At 60.7% G+C, this 19,805-nt stretch carries 15 protein-coding genes and 1 tRNA gene; 10 read left to right on the top strand and 6 right to left on the bottom strand.

All coding sequences use genetic code 11. The annotated features are described in order from the left end of the window. Nucleotides 1–23: 23 nt before the first annotated feature. From EV660_RS15265 to EV660_RS15285, 5 genes are all read left to right on the top strand, one after another. Nucleotides 24–821 (top strand): TlpA disulfide reductase family protein, encoded by a 798-nt coding sequence (locus EV660_RS15265; protein WP_071479349.1) that lies wholly within the window; start codon nucleotides 24–26, stop codon nucleotides 819–821. Nucleotides 822–912: 91 nt separating this feature from the next. Beyond that, nucleotides 913–2,199: a homoserine dehydrogenase gene (locus tag EV660_RS15270; protein WP_071479350.1), complete on the top strand. Its 1,287-nt coding sequence runs from the start codon at nucleotides 913–915 to the stop codon at nucleotides 2,197–2,199. A gap of 113 nt (nucleotides 2,200–2,312) precedes the next feature. Further along, nucleotides 2,313–3,275 carry a class II fructose-bisphosphatase gene (gene glpX, locus EV660_RS15275; protein ID WP_071479351.1) on the top strand — a complete coding sequence of 321 codons (963 nt, stop codon included), beginning with the start codon at nucleotides 2,313–2,315 and terminating at the stop codon, nucleotides 3,273–3,275. Between the two features lie 120 nt (nucleotides 3,276–3,395). Then, nucleotides 3,396–5,159 carry a single-stranded-DNA-specific exonuclease RecJ gene (gene recJ, locus EV660_RS15280; protein WP_071479352.1) on the top strand — a complete coding sequence of 588 codons (1,764 nt, stop codon included), beginning with the start codon at nucleotides 3,396–3,398 and terminating at the stop codon, nucleotides 5,157–5,159. Between the two features lie 89 nt (nucleotides 5,160–5,248). Next, a tRNA-Glu gene (locus EV660_RS15285) sits at nucleotides 5,249–5,323 on the top strand. Nucleotides 5,324–5,403: 80 nt separating this feature from the next. Here the strand turns inward: EV660_RS15285 and EV660_RS15290 are convergent. The 4 genes from EV660_RS15290 to EV660_RS15305 form a co-directional block, all read right to left on the bottom strand. After that, on the bottom strand, nucleotides 5,404–6,438 hold the full coding sequence (locus EV660_RS15290; RefSeq protein ID WP_084634617.1) for a tyrosine-type recombinase/integrase: 1,035 nt from the start codon (nucleotides 6,436–6,438) through the stop codon (nucleotides 5,404–5,406). 753 nt (nucleotides 6,439–7,191) lie between these two features. Next, entirely contained in the window at nucleotides 7,192–9,498 is a 2,307-nt protein-coding gene (locus tag EV660_RS15295) for an AAA family ATPase (RefSeq protein ID WP_071479355.1), read from the bottom strand. An 80-nt stretch (nucleotides 9,499–9,578) separates the two neighbouring features. Next, entirely contained in the window at nucleotides 9,579–10,586 is a 1,008-nt protein-coding gene (locus tag EV660_RS18705) for a hypothetical protein (RefSeq protein WP_084634619.1), read from the bottom strand. An 85-nt stretch (nucleotides 10,587–10,671) separates the two neighbouring features. Next, nucleotides 10,672–11,172, bottom strand: a complete 501-nt coding sequence (locus EV660_RS15305) for a hypothetical protein (RefSeq protein ID WP_134014071.1) — start codon at nucleotides 11,170–11,172, stop codon at nucleotides 10,672–10,674. Between the two features lie 432 nt (nucleotides 11,173–11,604). On the opposite strand from EV660_RS15305, the gene EV660_RS15310 reads away from it, so the two are divergent. Further along, nucleotides 11,605–12,036, top strand: a complete 432-nt coding sequence (locus EV660_RS15310; RefSeq protein ID WP_084634621.1) for a MarR family winged helix-turn-helix transcriptional regulator — start codon at nucleotides 11,605–11,607, stop codon at nucleotides 12,034–12,036. A gap of 314 nt (nucleotides 12,037–12,350) precedes the next feature. Here EV660_RS15310 and EV660_RS15315 read toward each other — a convergent pair whose 3' ends face one another. Next, the gene (locus tag EV660_RS15315; RefSeq protein WP_071479358.1) at nucleotides 12,351–14,180 is read right to left on the bottom strand and encodes an SLC13 family permease; all 1,830 of its coding nucleotides are present in this window, start codon (nucleotides 14,178–14,180) and stop codon (nucleotides 12,351–12,353) included. Nucleotides 14,181–14,236: 56 nt separating this feature from the next. Beyond that, complete coding sequence (locus EV660_RS15320) at nucleotides 14,237–15,091, bottom strand: universal stress protein (protein ID WP_168800329.1); 855 nt, start codon at nucleotides 15,089–15,091, stop codon at nucleotides 14,237–14,239. Between the two features lie 138 nt (nucleotides 15,092–15,229). Between EV660_RS15320 and EV660_RS15325 the strand changes: the two genes are divergently transcribed. From EV660_RS15325 to EV660_RS15340, 4 genes are all read left to right on the top strand, one after another. Beyond that, a complete protein-coding gene (locus EV660_RS15325) occupies nucleotides 15,230–15,922 on the top strand; it encodes a DUF1538 domain-containing protein (RefSeq protein ID WP_168800328.1) in 693 nt (230 codons plus the stop codon). Between the two features lies 1 nt (nucleotide 15,923). Continuing rightward, nucleotides 15,924–16,691: a DUF1538 family protein gene (locus tag EV660_RS15330; protein WP_071479360.1), complete on the top strand. Its 768-nt coding sequence runs from the start codon at nucleotides 15,924–15,926 to the stop codon at nucleotides 16,689–16,691. Then, complete coding sequence (locus EV660_RS15335) at nucleotides 16,688–17,041, top strand: P-II family nitrogen regulator (protein WP_071479361.1); 354 nt, start codon at nucleotides 16,688–16,690, stop codon at nucleotides 17,039–17,041. The genes EV660_RS15330 and EV660_RS15335 overlap by 4 nt, the downstream gene beginning before the upstream one ends. A gap of 84 nt (nucleotides 17,042–17,125) precedes the next feature. Further along, on the top strand, nucleotides 17,126–19,642 hold the full coding sequence (locus EV660_RS15340; RefSeq protein ID WP_071479362.1) for a cation:proton antiporter: 2,517 nt from the start codon (nucleotides 17,126–17,128) through the stop codon (nucleotides 19,640–19,642). The last annotated feature ends 163 nt before the right edge of the window (nucleotides 19,643–19,805 follow it).

Consider the following 19,805-nt stretch of genomic DNA (forward strand, 5'->3'; position numbering starts at 1 on the left):
CGCCGCAACTCTAGGGGGTGCATATGGATGCCGTTCAGCTTGGCCCGATCGTTCTGGGCTGGGATCGTTTCGCCGCTATCATCAGTGTTGTGGCCTTTGTGCTGGTCGCCGAAGTGATCGCGCGTCTGTCGCGCAATCCGTTGCTGAGCAATTGGGCAGGGCAAGTTGTGCTTTGGGGCTTTGTCGGGGCGCGGCTGGGCCATGTTGTGCAATTCCCGCAAATCTTTCTGGCAGAGCCGTGGTTGATTATGGCGATCTGGCAAGGCGGTTTCTCACCGCTTGGGGCTGCGCTGGGCGGCGGGGTGGTGACGGCCTTTGCCTTGCGCCGCGGGCTGAGCTTCATTCCGGCCTTCGGTGCGTTATGGGTTGGGGTTGTGTTGTGGTTCGTCCTGACACTGGACATGGGCGCGCGCCCTGAAATCGCTGCGCCGGACCTGACACTGGCAATGGTGTCAGGGACAGAGTTTTCCTTTTCAGATGCGCCGGATCAGCCAATGGTGATAAACCTTTGGGCAACATGGTGCCCGCCTTGCCGCCGCGAATTGCCAATGCTGGCTGATGTCGCCGCGCAAGTTCAGGATGTGACCTTTCTGTTCGCCAGTCAGGGCGAAGCGCATTCGACCGTTGCCGCGCATCTGGAGAATGCAGGTATCAGCCCCGACCATATGGCGCTGGACCCGTCTGGCGCATTGGCGCGCCATTATGGCACTGTTGGCCTGCCTGTGACCCTGTTTCTAAGCGCGGATGGAATGCTGGCCCATGTGCATGTAGGCGAGATTTCGCGCGCGGTCCTGTTGCGCGAAATCACCGCGCTGCAATGATGTAAGGCTTGCGCCTGACAGGTTGCATTGCAAGCCCCGTCTCAAGCGGCTAACAGGGCGCAATATTCAGATGACAGACGGAGTTCGGGCCATGACCAAACCTTTGCGCCTTGGAATTGCAGGGCTTGGCACAGTTGGGACCGGGCTGATCAGAATCGTACAGACCAATGGCGACCTGCTGGCACGGCGCGCCGGATGCCCGATAGAGGTCGTGGCGGTCTGCGCGCGCTCGCGCACCCGCAACCGCGGTGTCGATATTTCGGGTTATGATTGGGAAGATGACCCCGTTGCCCTTGCCCGCCGCGCCGATATCGACGTGGTGGTGGAATTGATGGGCGGCGAGAATGGCCCGGCCAAGGCCCTGACAGAGGCCGCGATTGCCGCTGGAAAACATGTTGTCAGCGCGAACAAGGCGCTTTTGGCAATTCACGGGCAGGCTTTGGCAGAAGCGGCCGAGGCGCAGAATGTCGCTTTGCGCTTCGAGGCTGCTGTCGCGGGGGGCATTCCCGTCATCAAGGCCCTGAGCGAGGGGCTGGCCGGCAACCGGATCAGCCGTATAAAGGGCGTGATGAACGGCACCTGCAATTACATTCTGACACGGATGGAAGATGCGGGCCTGCCCTATGAAACCGTGTTCGAAGAGGCCAACCAGCTTGGCTATCTTGAAGCGGACCCGACATTGGATGTGGGCGGGATAGATGCAGCGCATAAACTTACGCTGCTCAGCGCCATCGCCTTCGGCACGCGCCCGGATTTCGACGCGATCAGCCTCGAAGGGATCGAGCGCATTTCCATTGAGGATATTCGCGCCGCCGCCGATCTGGGTTTGCGCATCAAGCTTCTGGGCGTTGCACAAATGTCAGGACGCGGGCTGGAACAGTCGATGACCCCCTGCCTTGTGCCCGCAGACAGCCCCTTGGGGCAGTTGAAGGGCGGCACGAATATGGTGGTGATCGAAGGCGATGCCATCGAACAGGTGATCCTGCGCGGCCCCGGCGCGGGCGAGGGGCCCACGGCCAGCGCGGTGATTGGCGATGTGATCGACATTGCGCGCGGGTTTCGGGTGCCGGTCTTTGGCCAGCCTGCCGCAACACTCGAAGCGGCTGTATCTGCCAAGGCGATGGGGTCGAAGCCGTGGTATCTGCGCATGGGGCTTATGGACAAGCCGGGCGCGCTTGCCAAAGTGGCCGAAGCGCTGGGCAATGCAGGCGTGTCGATCAACCGGATGCGCCAGTATGGCCATCAGGACACGCGCGCACCTGTGCTGATCATCACCCACAAGACAACCCGCGATGCAATTGACCATGCGGTTGCCCTGTCCATGAAGACGGGCGTTGTTGTGGGCGAACCGGTTGCCCTTGCGATTGAGGAAGACTGAGTCCGATCTGCCGCGTCTTTGGACCGTTAGCGCTGTCGGTCAGGGAATGACTTGTGTCTGGTGCCTGCAACCCGCTAGACCAGTATCAAATCATTGCCCGAGGGAAGAGTTCCATGTCGACACAGCCTGAATTTCACGACCGCATGCTTTCACTGGGCCTTGCCCGCGTATCCGAGGCGGCTGCGCTGGCTTCGGCCAAACTGGTCGGGCGTGGTGATGAAAAAGCCGCCGATCAGGCCGCCGTGGATGCCATGCGCAACCAGTTGAACATGCTCGATATCAAGGGGCGTGTCGTCATCGGTGAGGGGGAGCGCGACGAGGCCCCGATGCTGTATATCGGCGAAGAGGTCGGCAATGGAAACGGCCCCGAGGTTGATATCGCACTGGACCCGCTGGAAGGCACCACGCTGACCGCCAAGGATTTCCCCAACGCGCTGACCGTCATTGCGATGGCGCCGCGTGGCACCATGCTGCACGCCCCTGATGTCTATATGGACAAGCTGGCCATCGGGCCGGGTTTTGCAAAAGACACTGTGACAATGGATATGACCCCCTCAGAGCGCGTGCGCGCGCTGGCGAAGGCGAAGGGCTGTGATCCGTCAGATATCTCTGTCTGTGTGCTGGAACGCCCGCGCCACGAGGACATGATCGCGGATTTGCGGTCTACCGGGGCTGCGATCCGGCTGATCATGGATGGCGATGTCGCCGGGGTGATCCATTGCGCCGAGACAGAGTTGACGGGCATCGACATGTATATGGGCTCTGGCGGGGCGCCTGAGGGGGTGCTGGCTGCGGCAGCTCTGAAATGCATGGGCGGGCAGATCTATGGGCGGCTTCTGTTTCGCAATGAAGATGAGATCGGGCGGGCAAGGCGGGCTGGTATCGAAGACCTCGACAAGGTTTATACCCGCGATGAAATGATCACCGGGGACGTGATCTTTGCGGCCACGGGTGTCACCGATGGCTCTATCGTGCGCGGCATCAAGACAGAACCGGGCTGGGTTACAACCGATACTTTGCTGATGCGTTCGAAAACCGGATCGGTTCGGCGCATGACATACCGCACGCCGCTGTAACGAACGCTGCGCACCACTTTTTGCCATGCGACTTGTGTCGGGCCGATTTGAGTATTTGAGGCAAGAAAATGAGCAAGGCGCTGTGTTCGGTTGCGAGGCGCTGAAGATATGGGGGCGTCAATGACAAGCGATGAGGCCGGGTTCCTGGGCGTCGAGCGGTCTATCACCGGACGGCGCTGGCGCGGGCCTGATCCTGCGCAACAGCGGCTGACAGATGCGATGGCGCAGCAGACCCGATTGCCGCATGCTGTTTGCGCCGTCCTCGCCCGTTCCGGAGTGGCCCCTGACGCAGCGGAACGTTACCTTGCGCCATCCTTGCGTGATTTGCTGCCAGATCCGCGCAGCCTGCGCGACATGGAGGCCGCGGCTGCACGCCTTCTGTCTGCGGTAGACGGAAACGAAAAGATTGCCATTTTTGCAGATTATGATGTGGATGGCGGGGCGTCAGCCGCGTTGCTGATCTGCTGGTTGCGGTCGATGGGGCGTGAGGCGACGCTCTACATTCCTGACCGGATAGCCGAAGGATATGGGCCAAATGCTCCGGCAATGAAAATGTTGGCGCAAGCGCATGATCTGATTCTCTGTGTCGATTGTGGAACAGTCAGCCATGACCCGATTGCGGCGGCTAAGGGCGCGGATGTCGTGGTGATTGACCACCATCTGGGCGCGGAAACCCTGCCACCTGCATTGGCGGTCGTGAACCCGAACCGGCAGGATGAAACCGGGGACCTGGGGTACCTTTGTGCCGCTGGCGTGGTGTTTCTGATGCTGGTCGAAGCCAACCGCCAGTTGCGCGTGCGGGGCAATACAGGGCCGGATCTGATGGCGCTACTGGATCTGGTGGCGCTGGCGACAGTTGCCGATGTGGCACCTCTGGTTGGCGTGAACCGTGCCTTCGTAAGGCAGGGGTTGCGCGTCATGGCAGCGCGCAACCGTGTCGGACTTCGCGCACTTGCAGATGTAGCCAGGTTGGAAGCAGCGCCGACATCTTACCATCTGGGTTTTGTGCTGGGACCAAGAGTGAATGCGGGTGGCCGTATTGGTGCGGCAGATCTGGGGGCAAGATTGCTGGCCTGCAATGACCCCAGCGAGGCAGAGGCCCTTGCCGAACGGTTGGAAATGCTGAATGCGGAGCGTCGCGAAGTCGAAGCCGCTGTCCGCGCGGAGGCGATTGCGCAAGCGCAGGCGCGCGGGGGTGATGGTGCCTTGGCCTGGGCGGCAGGCGAGGGCTGGCACCCCGGTGTGATCGGTATAGCTGCGGCGCGCCTGAAAGAGGCAATGGCCCAGCCTGCCATGGTGATTGCGCTGGATGGAAATGAAGGCAAAGGCTCGGGGCGTTCGGTGCCCGGAATAGACCTAGGTGCCGCAGTTCAAAAGCTGGTGCGCGAAGGGTTTTTGTTAAAAGGCGGCGGGCATCCCATGGCCGCCGGGCTGACGGTGGCGCGCGCCCGGATTGAGGAAGCGATGGCGCGGCTGGCGGAACTGTTGGCGCAACAAGGCGCGGTGGGCGCAGGCGCGGCGTCACAGTTGCGTATTGACAGCGTGCTGATGCCGGCCGCGGTATCGGTGGATCTGATCGAGCGGATAGAAGCGGCAGGCCCTTTCGGTGCCTCTGCACCTGCACCGCGCTTTGCATTTCCGGATATGCGGATACAGTCGATACGTCGCATGGGGGAAACCCATCTGCGGTTGCGCTTTGGTGATGGTCAAGGCAACGTGCTGGACGCCGTGGCTTTTGGCGCATACGAATCAGATCTGGGTTCGGCGATTGCAAATGCACAAGGCCAGCGTCTGCATCTGGCTGGCAAAGTCGAGATAAACCACTGGTCGGGGCGTAGCAACGTTCAGTTGCGGCTGGATGATGCAGCTCATCCCGCCAGATAAGATAATAAACCTTCGTACGGCATAAAAAAACGTTTATACCCTCTTGCGCTGGTTCGTGGCTTTAAATAAACACCGCGCAAGAAGCAGCTGGCCCGTTCGTCTATCGGTTAGGACGCCAGGTTTTCAACCTGGAAAGAGGGGTTCGATTCCCCTACGGGCTGCCATTTTCTTGAAAAAGAACAATAAATTCAGAAGCTTGAGGCGTTCATTTGACCAACTTTCCAGGAAGGTTAGTCAAATAGGTTCACCTTTTGCTCTGCGAAAGCCGACCCATTCCACGATCCGCTAGTTTTCCGCGATTTGCTTTGCGGACATATACAGCCGCCATTTTTGTGTCCTTGTGAGCCAGGTAGCTGGCAATCTCCCATTCTGTTGCTCCAGCTTCTGCCAACCGTGTTGCCCCTGCCTTTCGAAGACCGTGTGCCGCACAATGTGGTAACCCAGCCGCATTACATTGATCGCGGAACCAGTTTCCAAGCGTTTCGGGTTTGTAAGGTTTGCCCGCAGTGTGTGTGAGGAACATCAACTGATCAACCGGGAGCCGCGCAATCTCGTCCGCGAGTTCCGGTAAAATGGGCAGGTCGGCTCCAACCTTGGTTTTTCCCCGTGAACACTTGATTCGTTCACCAGACATGTTCTGCCGTCCCATGCGCGCAGCATCTTGTCGTGATGCCCCAGTGTATAGGAAGATCAACATTGCGAGCCGTGGCTTGCTACCAGATGGGTGGAACGCCAGATACTGTGCAATCTCTTCTTCGGTCCATGTGTGATATCCATCCGGATTCTCTTTGCGCCGATCTGCGGAACTCGCTGGATTGAACCTTTGTCCCATTAGGGACTTCTTGATTGCAAAATTGAACAGCATCGACATGCTTTTCTTCACAGTGTTGGCTGCAGTAGGGCCCTCTTTCCGTGCCATAAGTGCCTCTACATGCCGAGGTTCAAAGCTTGCAAAGGGCAAATCACCTGCCTGTAGGCGCAGCCATTCAAGCTCGCGGCGCAGTGTTTTTTTTCTTACCTCTGAGAGGTCCGCATAGCGAGTACTTGTCAGGTAGCGAACAATCAACCAATTCAAGGTACCCGGTTTCGTTGCATCCACACTTGGAATTTTCTGGACTCCCTGCACGCAAGTTTCGTAAGCTTGACGAAATTCGATTGACCCATACTCTCCGGGTAAATACACATCCGCTTTGCCATAACGTCGGAAACGAAACCGAACTTTACCGTGACGATCTACTTGCCGACTGACTCCTGGGAATGGATTTGGTCGTCTCGCCATGTTATCCTACTCCAGTAATATATCGCATGGATTATCCCAAAGCTCGGTTTGGTGCTCGGTCGGCAGTGACATGAGCGCTTGGTCTAGTTCCTGTCGCATCCAGATCTTTACTTTTGTGCTAAGGCAGCGAGGGGGTGGAAGCACACCTTCTGCAACAAGCTTATCAAAAAAGCCTGGGCTGATCCCGCAGTGCAAAGCCGCATCGTTGCGGCGTAATCCGGTCGGAATTGTCTTTGCATCGAGTATCGTTTTCATGGGCAATCCCGCCCTCTCGGCGGGCCTGCCGGAGAGGGCTCTGGCAGGCGGTGTTTCTGACATGATGCCGGGCGGCGGCTGGGGGCCTTGAGCCTGGCGGGTTATGTCATCACTTTACCAGAGTTTGCGCGCTGCGTACGGGCTGAACACCCGTGATTTGCAGTTCTTTGTGGATAACCTCCAATTTTATCAATGAGTTGCGATTTGCGCTATCCACAAGCATTTGCGTGATCCGCGCAGTTCTCCACAACAATCAACCATGCGGGGCTTGACAAACGCGACCAGTTTGGATCGGGACGAAATGGTCCTGGGTCCATACTGATGTATCGCAGGTCCATCGTGATTGCCCCGTTTCTTCTCTGGACGATCCTTGTACTGGCGATCCGCATCCGGCTTTCAGCGGGGGATCGCCCGCGCCCTTACGGGCGCGATCTCATTTAAAGTGTATGAGACAGGTCAGGGGGGAGAAGGTGGCGGAGTTGTGGGTGGTGGGGAAGGCTAGGGTCCTTTCGTCGGGCTGGTGGTGTCTTGTGGCTGGCGGGTGCCAGTCGCTTGTGGCGGGCTATAACTCTGGTCGCTGTCCGTGCGCGCGCTCTCGCGTGTCACGCGCCGGAGTAGCGCTGCAAGCTCGTCTCCGGACAAGAGCTGTCGCACCAGCAGAACATCGGCCATTTCTTCCAGCAACGCACGGTTACGCGTCAGGATCTGTGTCGCGGTTGCGTCTGCCGCATCCAGACGCGCCTGCACGCGCGCGGTTGTGTGCGGATCAAGAAACAGGCGGTCGATGGCTGCGTCTGGCGGGGCGCGCCAGAGTGTTGCCCGGTCCCCTAAGCCCCACGCATATTCCATCGCTGCGGCAGTCTCAGTCGCGCGTGCGAGATCACTGTCGGAACCGCCGCCCGCGCCGCCGCTGGCCTGTCCGAGGATGAGTTTCTCTGCAGCGCGACCCGCCAGCAGGCACGCGATCTCGCGATCGAGATCATCGCGCTGCATCTTGATTGCCGGTTTGGTCATGGACGCCCGACCGCCATCCGTGGTCAGGAACAGGCGCTCGGTGCGTGCGCAGCCGGTGGCTTGTGCAACGATTGCGTGACCGCACTCATGGATGGCCACGAGATGGCGCAGGTCGGGATCGAGCGGCGGGCGGCGGTTCTGAACAGCGGCCATCACATGCTTGTGCGCAAGCGGGACGCGGTCGTGGCGCGCACGCGCTTTTGCGTCGCGCACTGTGGCGGCCACTTCGGCCCCGGTCATGCCTGTGGCTGCGGCGGCAAGGCCGGTCAGATCCACATCGGCAAGATCCCTGGAAAGATGCCAGCGGAATGCCTGCGGCATCAACTTCGGCGAGGGCTGGGCAATCCGGACGGTTCTGTCAAACCGCCCCGGTCTGCGCAGAGCCGCATCAATATGCGCGACATGATTGGTCGCGGCGATGACCACAACGCCCTCCCGCCCGTCGAAACCATCAAGACATTGCAACAATCCGGACACGACATAGTCCGTCCATGCGCTGTTGTGATCGCGCGCGCGATTCCGGTCTCCGAATGCGTCGATCTCGTCAATGAATGCAATGCAGGGGCTTGCCGCGGCCGCCTCTTCAAAGAACTGCTGCATCTTTTGCAGCAGCTCGCCAGACCGCCCGCCGGCGGAGTGCCACTGGTTCAATGATCCCGCGCGCACATTGATGCCCGCCTCGCGCGCCATAAGCCGCGGAATCTCGGTCTTGCCACACCCGGGCGGTCCGGCAAGGAGCAGCCCGCGCGAGACATCTGACCAGGGGATCACGCCCGCTTTCCAGTCCCGGAGATCCGCGAGCATCTGGTCAACGGCTGCACGCACGTGATCTTCAAGCGGAAATTCCGCAAGACCGGGCTCATCAGGTTTCGGCGGAAACAGACGCTCCAGCAGCCGCGCACAGGCGCCCGCCGGTGTCGGCGCGCGGCAGGCGAGGGTCAGATCATCGGCTGTCAGGCGGGCCACAGCATCCGGGCTGAGGGTTTCGGGAAAGTCAGTATCCTCTGGCGGCGCACAATCCGGATACATATATGTCAGCAAGACATGCAGCATGTCGCGATCAAAGCGCGGCAAGTCGATCACGTCGGTGGCGAGCTCCCGCAGATCCTTTGACAGGCTGGAGAGGGAAGGCGCAATCAATGCGATCGGCTGGCCCTCTTCGATCGAGGTCAGAAACTGCGGGGTCAGCTTGCCAAACGGCCCGCCATTGTCGCGGTCCTTGAGCAATGTGACCGCTGCGGCAGTGGTGACATGCAGGGCCGCGTGGCCTGTAGTTTCGGGTTCAAGCTGCGTGATCGCGCGCAGGATGTTCTTGATGATGCTGTTCATCTCCCCCGCACCGCTGCACAGCAGCGTGATTGCATCGGGGTTGCACATCTGTGTCCGAAAGCCATGCAGAGAACTGAACTGCCGGGCCAGCCGCAGCACGGACATGACGACCGATGCGCGTGGTCGCACATCCGGAACCGTCCGTGTGTCATTCGAAGACTGCTCCGCAATCAAGGGGTGGCTTCCCTCGCGTTCAATGCTGTCGAGGATCTCGTCAAGGGTCGGATCTTCCTTTTGCTCCGAAAGCTCCACGCCATTGGGTAGTTGGGCTTTGCAATCCTGTGGCTGATCGGAGGGCTGAGCGTGGGCCTTCTGGTGCGCGAACCAATCCGTATAGGCCCATTCCGCATATGCGCTACCAGACAAATGCTGCAGAATATCCGTGGCAAAGGCTTGCCACGGGGCGGGATCAGACGGGAGGTTTCTGTTGTCAGGGCTTGATGACGTCAAATGCTGTGTCATGTGGCGCTCCTCGTTGTTGAAAAAAACGCAAGGGTGACCCGCCGCGGTGGGTCATGGTGATGCTGAAAAGAGGCAGGAGATCAGCGGGTCGGGATGCGCGCCGCAATATGGTCCATCTCCTGCTCGATCCGGAGAAGCAGATCCAGGGTGTAGATCTCCGAGCAGACATTGATCAGATCGGCATAAAGCGAATGTGGGACAACGCTGTCGGGATAGTCTCGCGCCAGCCGCGCATTCGCGGCTTTCTCCTCACTGCAAGCCAGATGGCCAGTGGGCATATCCAGCAGCCGCAGCATTGTAACGCGTGCAGATTTTGACAGGCCGAGCTGATGCTTGAACCGGAGTTTCGGATTTGCACTATAGCCGAATTTAAGCACCTCCAACCCGACCTCGGGCAGGACAATTCGGGCAAGATAGATTGTCGAGGGCTTCGAGGACCAGCTTTCGCCACAGCGGCTACAATCACACTGGCCGTGGCGCATATTGGCGCGAGCGATGCGCTGTTTATGTCCACATTTATGACGGTAGAGCCGGTAGCTCGGATTGCCTTTTGGATCTGCACCAAGCCGTTCCCAGCCATTTGCCCGCGCCTCTGCCTCTTCGCGCGCGACAAGGCAGGCCCCGCAGCGAATACCGGTTTCACCAGCCCGGACACGCTCGATCAGCGCAAATTGCCGCCGGACCTCGTGGCCACACGCCGCGCGAAAGACTCCGTAATGGTGGTCATTCTCATCGCGGCGCAGAAATACGAGATCGGCATCTTGCGCATTTGCATCCCGTAACTGCGCGGCACATCCGCCGCAGCGCACGGCGCTGGTGCGCAATGCGGCGATCTTGACAGCAGTATGTGCGCCACATGTCAGACATTGCAGTGCAAGATGGCCGCGGTCGCGGACACGGCGGTCAATGCGAAATCCCTTCGCACGCGCCAGATCATGCCAGTGATCCGGAATGCTGAGCGGGTAATCGGACCACATGTCAGGCGCGACATTGCGGGATCGGTGCGGGATATAAAGTGGGGCGGATTTGTCCCTAATGACAACGAATGGCCCATTCCGGGCATCCGGCAGGTTTGACGACTTCTGCATGAGAGCCTCCTGAAATCTGTGCAAAGGCCCCGGGGCATGAGAAGACCCACGCCCCTGATTGGGAAGAACAAAACTCAGGAAGGTGTCAGGCTGACTTCACAGAGGGACCATCACCACCATGCGCGGCAAGCCCGTCAGCATCCGCGCCGCTTTCCGCACCATCATCAATCAGCAGCAATGCCTCGAACTGCTCAAGAGCGGTCACAATCATCCGGTTCAGACGGAAATGCAGTGGATTGTCCCACGGCAACAGGAACCGCCCGGATGCGCGCGCAAGCTTGCGCAAATACGACACTTGCACCGGATTGTCGGACAGCAGCATCATCCGGAACAGTTTCACAACCCGCAGCAGATACGCATCCGCATCATGACGTACCGGCAGTTCACTCAGCACGCAAATCTCGTCAAGCACATACTGCAACTCGACCTCTGCGTCGCGGATCCAGACATCAACCGCGGGGTCGCCCCCGCAATACCCACCCAAATCACGTTCGGCAGACACCAGGGCCGCAACTGACGACAGAAAATGCGGGAAGCGGATTACGATCAAACTGAAAGAAAATGCCTTCGGGAACGGTTTCGTCATATGGGTATCCTCTTCATTGCAGTGGCCGGTCACGGCTTCAAGATATGTCCGGCGCGGCGGCACAGGTTCGGCTGTGGTGATAATACTTGCCGTCTAGTTATATGCAATATAAGTGACAAAAGCTAGATATCAAGCAAAAAGATAGCCGTCTATGAAAAAAGATCATCTGGCTTCAGACCGGCGCGCCAGTATTGCGATTGCAGAACCCTCGTTCGCGACGCGGGAGGGGGCATTTGCGCCCTCCGCGAGAAAAAGCTAGTCGGCTAGCTATTGTCGAATCGCTGCCGGTGCAGCCGCTATGGCGTTAACGCGCCCCCTCAAAATTCATGCGCGGCAACAAAACTGTTGATCCGACATTAAGGAGGTGTGTAGGTATGCCTTGATCATCCCGTTCCCTGATTAAGGGATCCAAATCTAACCGAGAGGCCCCCAATGTCTGAGAGCGCGCCCGTTCTGCGCATCATCGAACCGGTAAACGCTGTATCGAAAGCGGTGTCTCGTGAACTGACGGAGGCACTCCGTCCATTCGGATTAAGCTTCGCACAATTCTCAATGATCGACCTTATCGACAGAAGCGGTCATCAATACCCTTCAAGCCTGGCCAGACGGCTCGAGATAGAGACCAGCACGATGGCCTCGACATTGAAACGTGCCGAGCGCGACGGATTCATCCTCAGATCGCCGGACCCCAATGACGCACGCGGGGTTCTGGTCACAATCACTGATCATTCCCGTGATATCCTGCCGAAAGCGCGCGATGCGGTATATGCCGTGGAGCAACGCTGTGCAGCGGGGATTTCCGGAAAAGAATTTGAGGATGGCCTCGCGTTCTTGCGCAAGATCACCATGAACCTGAAAGTGTGATCTTGCATCCATCCACTTGCGATAGTGACTTAAACCAGCCAGTCGCTTTACCTGCCTTCAATGGTTGCCGCTGGCAGACAGCGGGGTTTGCAAAGTCGAGCGTCAGGGCAGAAGTGCGCGACGTGCCCGGCCCAAAGCGGCCCCTCGACCTACGACGTGGAATTCGCGGAAGCTGCCATTCAGGCACCACGCGGCAAATTGCCGAAAGGAACTCAAGCCACCGCCCGTAAACGGGGTTGCGAGACGTCGCGTGTGGTGAGCCATGGCGTAAGCGGCGATCCTGAAGCGCGCGATGCACGGGTGCGCTGCGATGTTCAGAAAGGCAGCACCAGCGGGACCAGCACCATACTCGCCAGCATGCAGATCACGGCGAAAGGCACGCCGATCCGCAGGAAATCTGCGAAGCGGTAGTTGCCCGGCCCCACAACCAGCGTATTCACCGGCGACGAGACGGGGGTCATGAAGGCAGCCGAGGCCGCCAGCGCGACCGTCATCGCGAAGGGATAGGGCGAGGCGTCCAGAGCGCTGGCGACGGCCAGTGCCACCGGGGCCATCAGCACAGCCGTCGCCGTGTTCGAGATAAACAGGCTGAGCGCCGCAGTCGCCGCGAAGATCGCGGCCAGCACCAACTGCGGCGAGGCTCCGTCCAGCGCGCCGAGCAGCGCCTGCGCTGCGATCTCGACCCCGCCTGTGCGTTGCAGCGCCAGCGAAAACGGCAACATCCCGACGATCAGGATCAGGCTTTGCCAGTGGATCGAGCGATACGCGCCGCCCATGTCGATGCAGCGAAACAGCCCCAGCAGCAGGCAGCCGAACAGCGCTGCCTGCACATTCGGCACGATCCCCCAGACCATCAGCACCACCACCAGCGCCAGCACGCCGATGGCCAGCGGCGCGCGGTGGCGGGCGGGGACGGCCTCGTCAGCCTCGGCTGGCAGGTCGAGCAGGATGAGATCGCGGCGTTCATCTGCCAGTTTGCGGATCGCGCGCCAGGGGCCGACGGTCAGCAGCGTGTCGCCCGCGCGCAGTGGCTCGTCGAGCACGCTGTCGGGCACAGGTTTCGTGCCGTGTTTCATACCGATCACTGACAGATCATAGCTGCTGCGGAACCTTGCCTGCGTAACAGTCCTGCCGATCAGGCGCGAGGTCGGCGGCACGATGATCTGCGCCATGCCGATTTCCTGCGCCGTGTCTGTGAACCACTGGCCCGAAACCGGCAGCACGATCAGGTCATGGGCCTGTGCGAAACTGTCCGGATCGAAATCTGACGCGCCATTCTTGCGCTGGTCGATCAGCAGGATGTCGCCCGGCTCCAGCACAGTTTCAGCGCGCGGATGGATCAGCTTGCGGCGAAACCGGCTGCCGCGTTCGATGGCGACGATATTGAGCCCGGCACTGGCGCGCAGATCCAGCGTGTCCAGCCGCTTGCCGGCAAGCGTCGAGCCGGGCCGCAACCGCAACCGGTGTTCGCGACCGGCCAGATCGTAATCTGCAACCCAACCTGTCAACACAGCACGCTCGGGCAGTTCGGGCGCGGGGCCGGGGGCAAGGAAGCGGCGTGCGACAAGCATGTAGAGGATCGCCAGCACAAGGATCGGCACGCCGAAAGGGGTAAAGGCGAAGAAGCTGAACCCCTCATGCCCCTGCCGCATCAGTTCGGAATGCACCACCAGATTGGGCGCAGTGGCGACCAGCGTCATCATCCCGCTGATCAGCGCGGCCATGGACAGCGGCATCATCAGCCGCCCCGCCGGAATGCGCGCATTGCGGGCGATGCGCAGCACGATGGGGATGAAAATCGCCACCACCCCGGTCGAGGACATGAACGAGCCCACACCCGCCACGATCACCATCAGCAGGAAGATCAGCTTCGCCTCGCTGGCGCCCGCTCGTGCGGTCAGCCAGTCGCCCAAACGCTGCGCGACGCCCGTGCGCACCAACGCTTCGCCGATCACGAACAGCGCCGCGATCAGGACGATATTCGGGTCCGACAGGCCCACAAGCGCCTCGGACATGGTGATCACGCCGGTCATCGGCAGCGCGACCATCATGATGACGGCCACCACATCCATGCGCGGGCGGTTGAGCGCGAACAAGACCACCGCCGCGCCCAGTAGCGCCAGCACCATCGCAAGAGGAGACATCGGCTACACCCTTTGCAATCGCGCGGTGGGGTTCGGGGTATCGGTGCGGCTGCGGATCATGCCTGCGGCGGAACCGCCAGCACGTCGATCTCGACGCTGCCCATCAGCTCCTGCGCAACGCTGCCGAGGAACAGGCGCCTGACCCCCGAAAGCCCGCGTGTGCCAATTACCAGCAGGTCGGGCTTCGCTTGCTCCACCAGACCGGCGATGGCATCGGCACCGACGCCCTCGATGATGCGGGCGTTGTAATTCAGATCGCCCAGATCGAGGTCTTGCACGAACCGGCCAAGCTCGCGGCGCGTGGACTGGAATTCGCGCTCGGCCTCTTCATGCACCCGTTCAACCGGGATACCGGCATGGGTCATCATCTGCCGCGTGATCGGTGCAAAGCCATGAATGAAGGTGACATTGGCATTTTCCAGAAGGCCAAGCGCCTGCGCCTTGCGGGCTGCATGGCCCGAGGTTTCGGACATATCCGTTGCGATGAACACCTTGCGCCAGCGCTCGCCGGTTTTCGAATTGGCCATCAGAACCGGGCGACCGGCCGTGCGGGTGACACGCTCGATTGTCGTGCCAACGAAGACATCGCGCAGGAACTGCCGCCGATGCGCCCCCATGATGATCAGATCTGCCTCTCGGGCGCGGGCTTCTTCCGCAATGACATGGAAGGCGTGGCCCGTAGCGACTGCGACATCGCAGGTTGCTGGCTTGCCAAAGCCCTCGACCTGCTTCGTCAGATAATCCTCCGCAGTCCGGATTTCATCGCGCATCCGGTCTTCGAGCAAGTCATCCTCGACCACATGCAGAACACAGAGCGCCGCACCGGAGGCTTCCGCAAGCTGCACTCCGCGCTGGACAGCCGGTTTCGAGCGGGTTGAAAGGTCAGATGAGACGAGAATGGATTTCAGCATGGGATCTGGGCTTCTGGTCAAATGTCGGATTTCAGGGCAGTATTGCATTGAAACACCAATGAGAAAACCCGAAAGCGCCCGGACCGCATGCATGCATTGCACCCACTTGCCCTGGCCCTGCTCGCGACCCTGCGGGACATGGCGCCGATCCTTGTGACGATTGCGCTGTTTCAGGGGCTGGTTCTGGGCGTGTGGCCGGATGACCCACTGGGTCTGCTGGCCGGGTTGATCGCGATCCTGATCGGCCTCACGCTACTGGTGCGTGGGCTGGAGATGAGCCTCTTTCCCATTGGCGAGGCGCTGGCCGATGCCATGGCGCGGCGCGGCCATCCTGTCTGGCTGATGGGATTCGCCTTTGCCCTTGGCTTCGGCAGCACAGTGGCCGAGCCTGCATTAGCGGCCGTTGCGGCGCAGGCGGCGAGTGCCATGGTCGCCGATCCCGATTTCCCGGCGACCGAGGCACAACTGGCAGCGCTGACCGTGCAGATCCGCTATGGTGTGGCCTTCGGGCTGGGACTTGCGCTGATGCTGGGGGTCTGGCGCATCCTCAAGGGCTGGCCGCTGATCTGGTTTGTGCTGCCGGGTTACGGCGTGATCGCCCTGATTGCAGCGCTCACTAATGCCCCTTTCGTCGCCGTGGCACTGGACTTAGGGACCGCCGCAACCTCGGCCATCAACATCCCGCTGATGTTGGCGCTGGGGATCGGGCTGGCGTCCAGCCTGCGCAGCCGCAATGCGCTGGTCGATGGCTTTGGCATGGTGGTCATTGCCAGTCTGACACCGATGCTGCTGTTTCTTGCCGCCGCCTTCCTTCTGGTTCCAGGGGGCTGAGATGCTGGACCTGATCCTGCGCGAAGCGGCCCGGACGGCCTTCGACCTTGCCCCCATCGTGCTGATCCTTGGCCTGTTCTCGGCGCGGTTTCTCGCGCGCGACCTCGCGCTGATGCGCCGGGTCCTGATTGGCGGGCTGCATCTGGCGGTGGGGTTGACGCTGTTCCGGATCGGGCTTGACGGGGCGCTCCTGCCGCTGGCTGGTGATCTGGCGCGTGGCCTTGCGGCAGCGCTGGTCATCGATCCGCACTGGCCGCAGGTGCTGGCGGTCACGGGTTTTGCTGTGGCCATCGGCGCGACCGCCGCGCTGATCGAACCGACGCTGGCAGCCACGGCAGACCGGGTGCGCGACCTGAGCGGCGGCACGGTCCAGCCGATGGTTCTGCGCATCGCAGTGGCCCTTGGGTTCGGGCTGGGGCTTGGGCTGGCTGGGCTGCGGTTGGTCTGGGGGCTGCCACTGGCGATGGTGCTGGTTCCTGCGGTCGCCCTTTTGGTGTTGCTGACGGCCTTGGCGCCGCGGGCCCTCGTGCCGCTGGCGCTCGACAGCGGCGCGGTCGCGACCTCGGTCGTCACGGTTCCGATCATCGCAGCCTATGGCGTGGCCGTGGCCGAAACGCTGCCCGGACGCAGCGGGCTGGCCGACGGGTTCGGGATGATCGTGCTGGCCATGATATGCTCGGGCATCTCGGTGTTGGCCGCTGCCATACTGACAGAAATCATCCGACGCCGGGCGTCCGTCGCTCGCGATACCGAAAGGGGGAACTCATGAAGTTCAAACTGATCCTCGCCTTCCTGCCCGACGCCCATCTTGACGAGGTGCTCAAGGCCGCACGCGCCGCCGGGGCAACAGGCTCCACCGTCATCACTTCGGCGCGAGGTGAAGGGCTTGAGCCAGAGCGAAAGTTCCTTGGGCTTGAGGTTGCATCACACCGCAATCTGGCCTTCTGGCTGGTGGAGGAAAGCGTCGCTGCGGATGTTCTGGCGCGCATTTCCAGTGTGGGTTGCTTCGAGACCGAACGCGGTGCCGGAATCGCCTGTCAGGTCGATGTCGAGGAAGCGGTCGGATTGATGCGCCAGATCAAGGCATTGGAAGACAGAAATCACCCGCGTGACGATTGACGCAAAGGGTAAAACAAAGCATTTGAGGGCGGGTTTCCCGATCTTGTCTTTTGCAAGGCTGCCATCGCAGTCGCTGGGTCCGTCATGGATGTCATCTCGCTCGTCAGCATTGTTGCTGCGCTGTTCATCGTCATTTCTCTGAGCGAGCCTCTGGCCGACCGCACACGGCTGCCCTACACAGTGGTTCTGGCCATCATCGGCACGTTGATCGGCCTTGGTGCAGTATTTCTGGTTGATCACGGTCGCGACTTCCTTGGCTTTCCGCTGGCCCTCGAGATGTTCGAACTGAACATTCGCTCCAGTGTGTTTCTGGCGGTCCTGCTGCCGACGCTGCTGTTTCAGGTCTCGCTTGGGCTGAACCTGCGCCGGATGGCCGATGACTGGGTGCCTATTCTGGTCATGGCGGTTCTGGCCGTTGTGGTGGCAACCCTGACCATCGGCTTTGCCCTGACGCCCTTCACCACGCTGCCGCTGATGGCCTGCCTGATGCTGGGCGCGATTGTAGCAACAACCGATCCCTCGGCGGTGGTCAGCATATTTCGCAATATCGCAGCCCCACAACGCCTGACGCGCATTGTCGAGGGCGAGAGTTTGCTGAACGATGCCGCTGCCATCGCTCTGTTCGGCTTCTTCCTGACCTTTGTCATGCTGGGTGTTCCGAACCCCACCTTGCGCGATGCGCTGGTGGGATTTCCGATACTTGTCTTCGGCGGGATCGGCATCGGCTGGGTCTTCGCGCGCGTCTGCATCGCTCTCTTCGCTTTGATGAGCCGCTACCCCCGGGCACAGGTCTCGCTCAGCGTGGCGCTGCCTTATGTCACCTATCTGGTGGCCGACCAGATCCTCGGCGTTTCGGGCGTGATCGCTGTGGTCATGGCCGGGATGACGCTCAATTACCTTGGGCCGGGTCGCCTGGCACCCGCGAGTTGGACCTATCTGCGCGAGGTCTGGGATGTGCTTGCCCATTGGGCGGGCGCGCTGATCTTTCTGCTGGCGGCATTTCTGGTGCCGCGCCTGCTGGGCGATGTCCAGTTGCGCGATCTTGCGCTGATCGGCGTGGTCATCGTTGCGGCCACCGTCGCACGCCTGTTCATGCTTTATGGGGTGTTGCCGCTATTGACCGCGATGAAACTGTCGCCGCGTGTGGATCGTCCTTACCGTGTGGCAATCCTCTGGGGTGGTTTGCGCGGTGCCGTGACGCTGGCCCTTGCGCTGGCGGTAACCGAAAACATGCGCGTTACCGCAGATATTCAGCGTGAAATCGGGGTTCTTGCCACAGGCTTCACCCTGTTCACGCTGCTTATGCAAGGGACGACCCTGCGCTGGATCATCTCCTTTCTCGGGCTTGACCGGCTGTCGCGACTGGACCGCGCCCTGTCCAATCAGGTGATCGCGGTCGCGCTTGAAAATGTGCGTGAAGAGGTCGCGAATACAGCCAAGCGGCATGAACTGACCCGCGACATTGTCCGCTCCGAGGCCAAACGCTTTGCAGAGCGGCTCGACAGCGCGATGGAAAAGGCCGAGGGGGTTGATGAAATCCACGACCGCGACCGGATCACGCTGGGCCTTGTCGCGCTTGCCGGGCGCGAACGGGACATGATCATCGAGGCGTTTCGCGAACAGCAGATTTCGGCGCGGCTGGCTGAAGCCATGCTGTCGGATGCTGACCGCCTGATCGAGCGCACGCGCGCGGGTGGGCGCGACGAGTATCGCACCGCCGGACGGCTGAGCCTCGCGCGCGGGCGGTGGTATAGTTTCGCGATCTTTCTGCACAACCGGCTGGGTCGGTCGGGCCTGCTCGCGCGCATGACAGCAGATCGCTTCGAGATCCTGTTGCAGCAGCGCCTGACGTTGCGCGACCTGCATGGCTATATCGACGGCAAGATCCGCCGCATCCACGGCCGCCGCGTGGCTGATCTGCTGCACGAATTGCTCAAGCGGCGCGAAGATGAGACCCAATCGGCGCTCGACGGTTTGCGTCTGCAATATCCGGGCTATGCCGAAGAGATCGAACGCCGCTTCATTCGGCGCACATCGCTGCGTCTGGAAGAACGTGAATATGATATCCTCTACCAGGATGGGCTGATCGGACGAGAGCTTCTGACCACACTGAAGCAGGAACTGGCCGGAAAACGCAAATCTGCGGAAGATCGGCCTGCGCTGGACCTTGCCGTGCAGAAAACCGAGCTCGTGCGCCAGTTCCCGCTTTTTGCCGACATGGACGATGCGGCCCGGACCCGGCTCTCGAAGGCGCTCAAGGCGCGCTATGTCCAGCCTGGCGAGGTGCTGATGCGCAAGGGCGATGTGCCCCGCGAGGTATATTTCATCGCTTCGGGAGCTGTCGAACTTGAAACCGCGGGTCAGAAGAGCAAGCTGGGCCGTGGAGAGATGTTCGGACAATTGGCCCTTCTGAGCCGCCAGATTCGCCGCACCCAGATCACAGCGATCAGCCATACAACCCTGCTTGTGCTGGACGAGGCCCGTTTCCGCCGCCTTCTGCAACGCAGTGAGGCAATGCGTGTCGCGGTCAAAGAGAGTGCAGAGAAGCGCGGGCTTTCGATCGGAAGTCTAGATATTGACCCGTCGAGCACTGACGGCTGACTGGCAGCTTAAGCCATATGCTGCGTGCGCAATGCTGCTACCTCACAGTCCGAATTCCGCCCTGCCTGTCGATCACCCGAAGCATGCCGCACCATGCATAGCCGTCTGTAATGAGGCTGCAGCGCACATATGCTGCGCAGGATATGAATGGCCGCTTCAGTGA

This window comes from Roseinatronobacter bogoriensis DSM 18756 (assembly GCF_004366635.1).
Classification (GTDB): Bacteria; Pseudomonadota; Alphaproteobacteria; order Rhodobacterales; family Rhodobacteraceae; genus Roseinatronobacter; species Roseinatronobacter bogoriensis.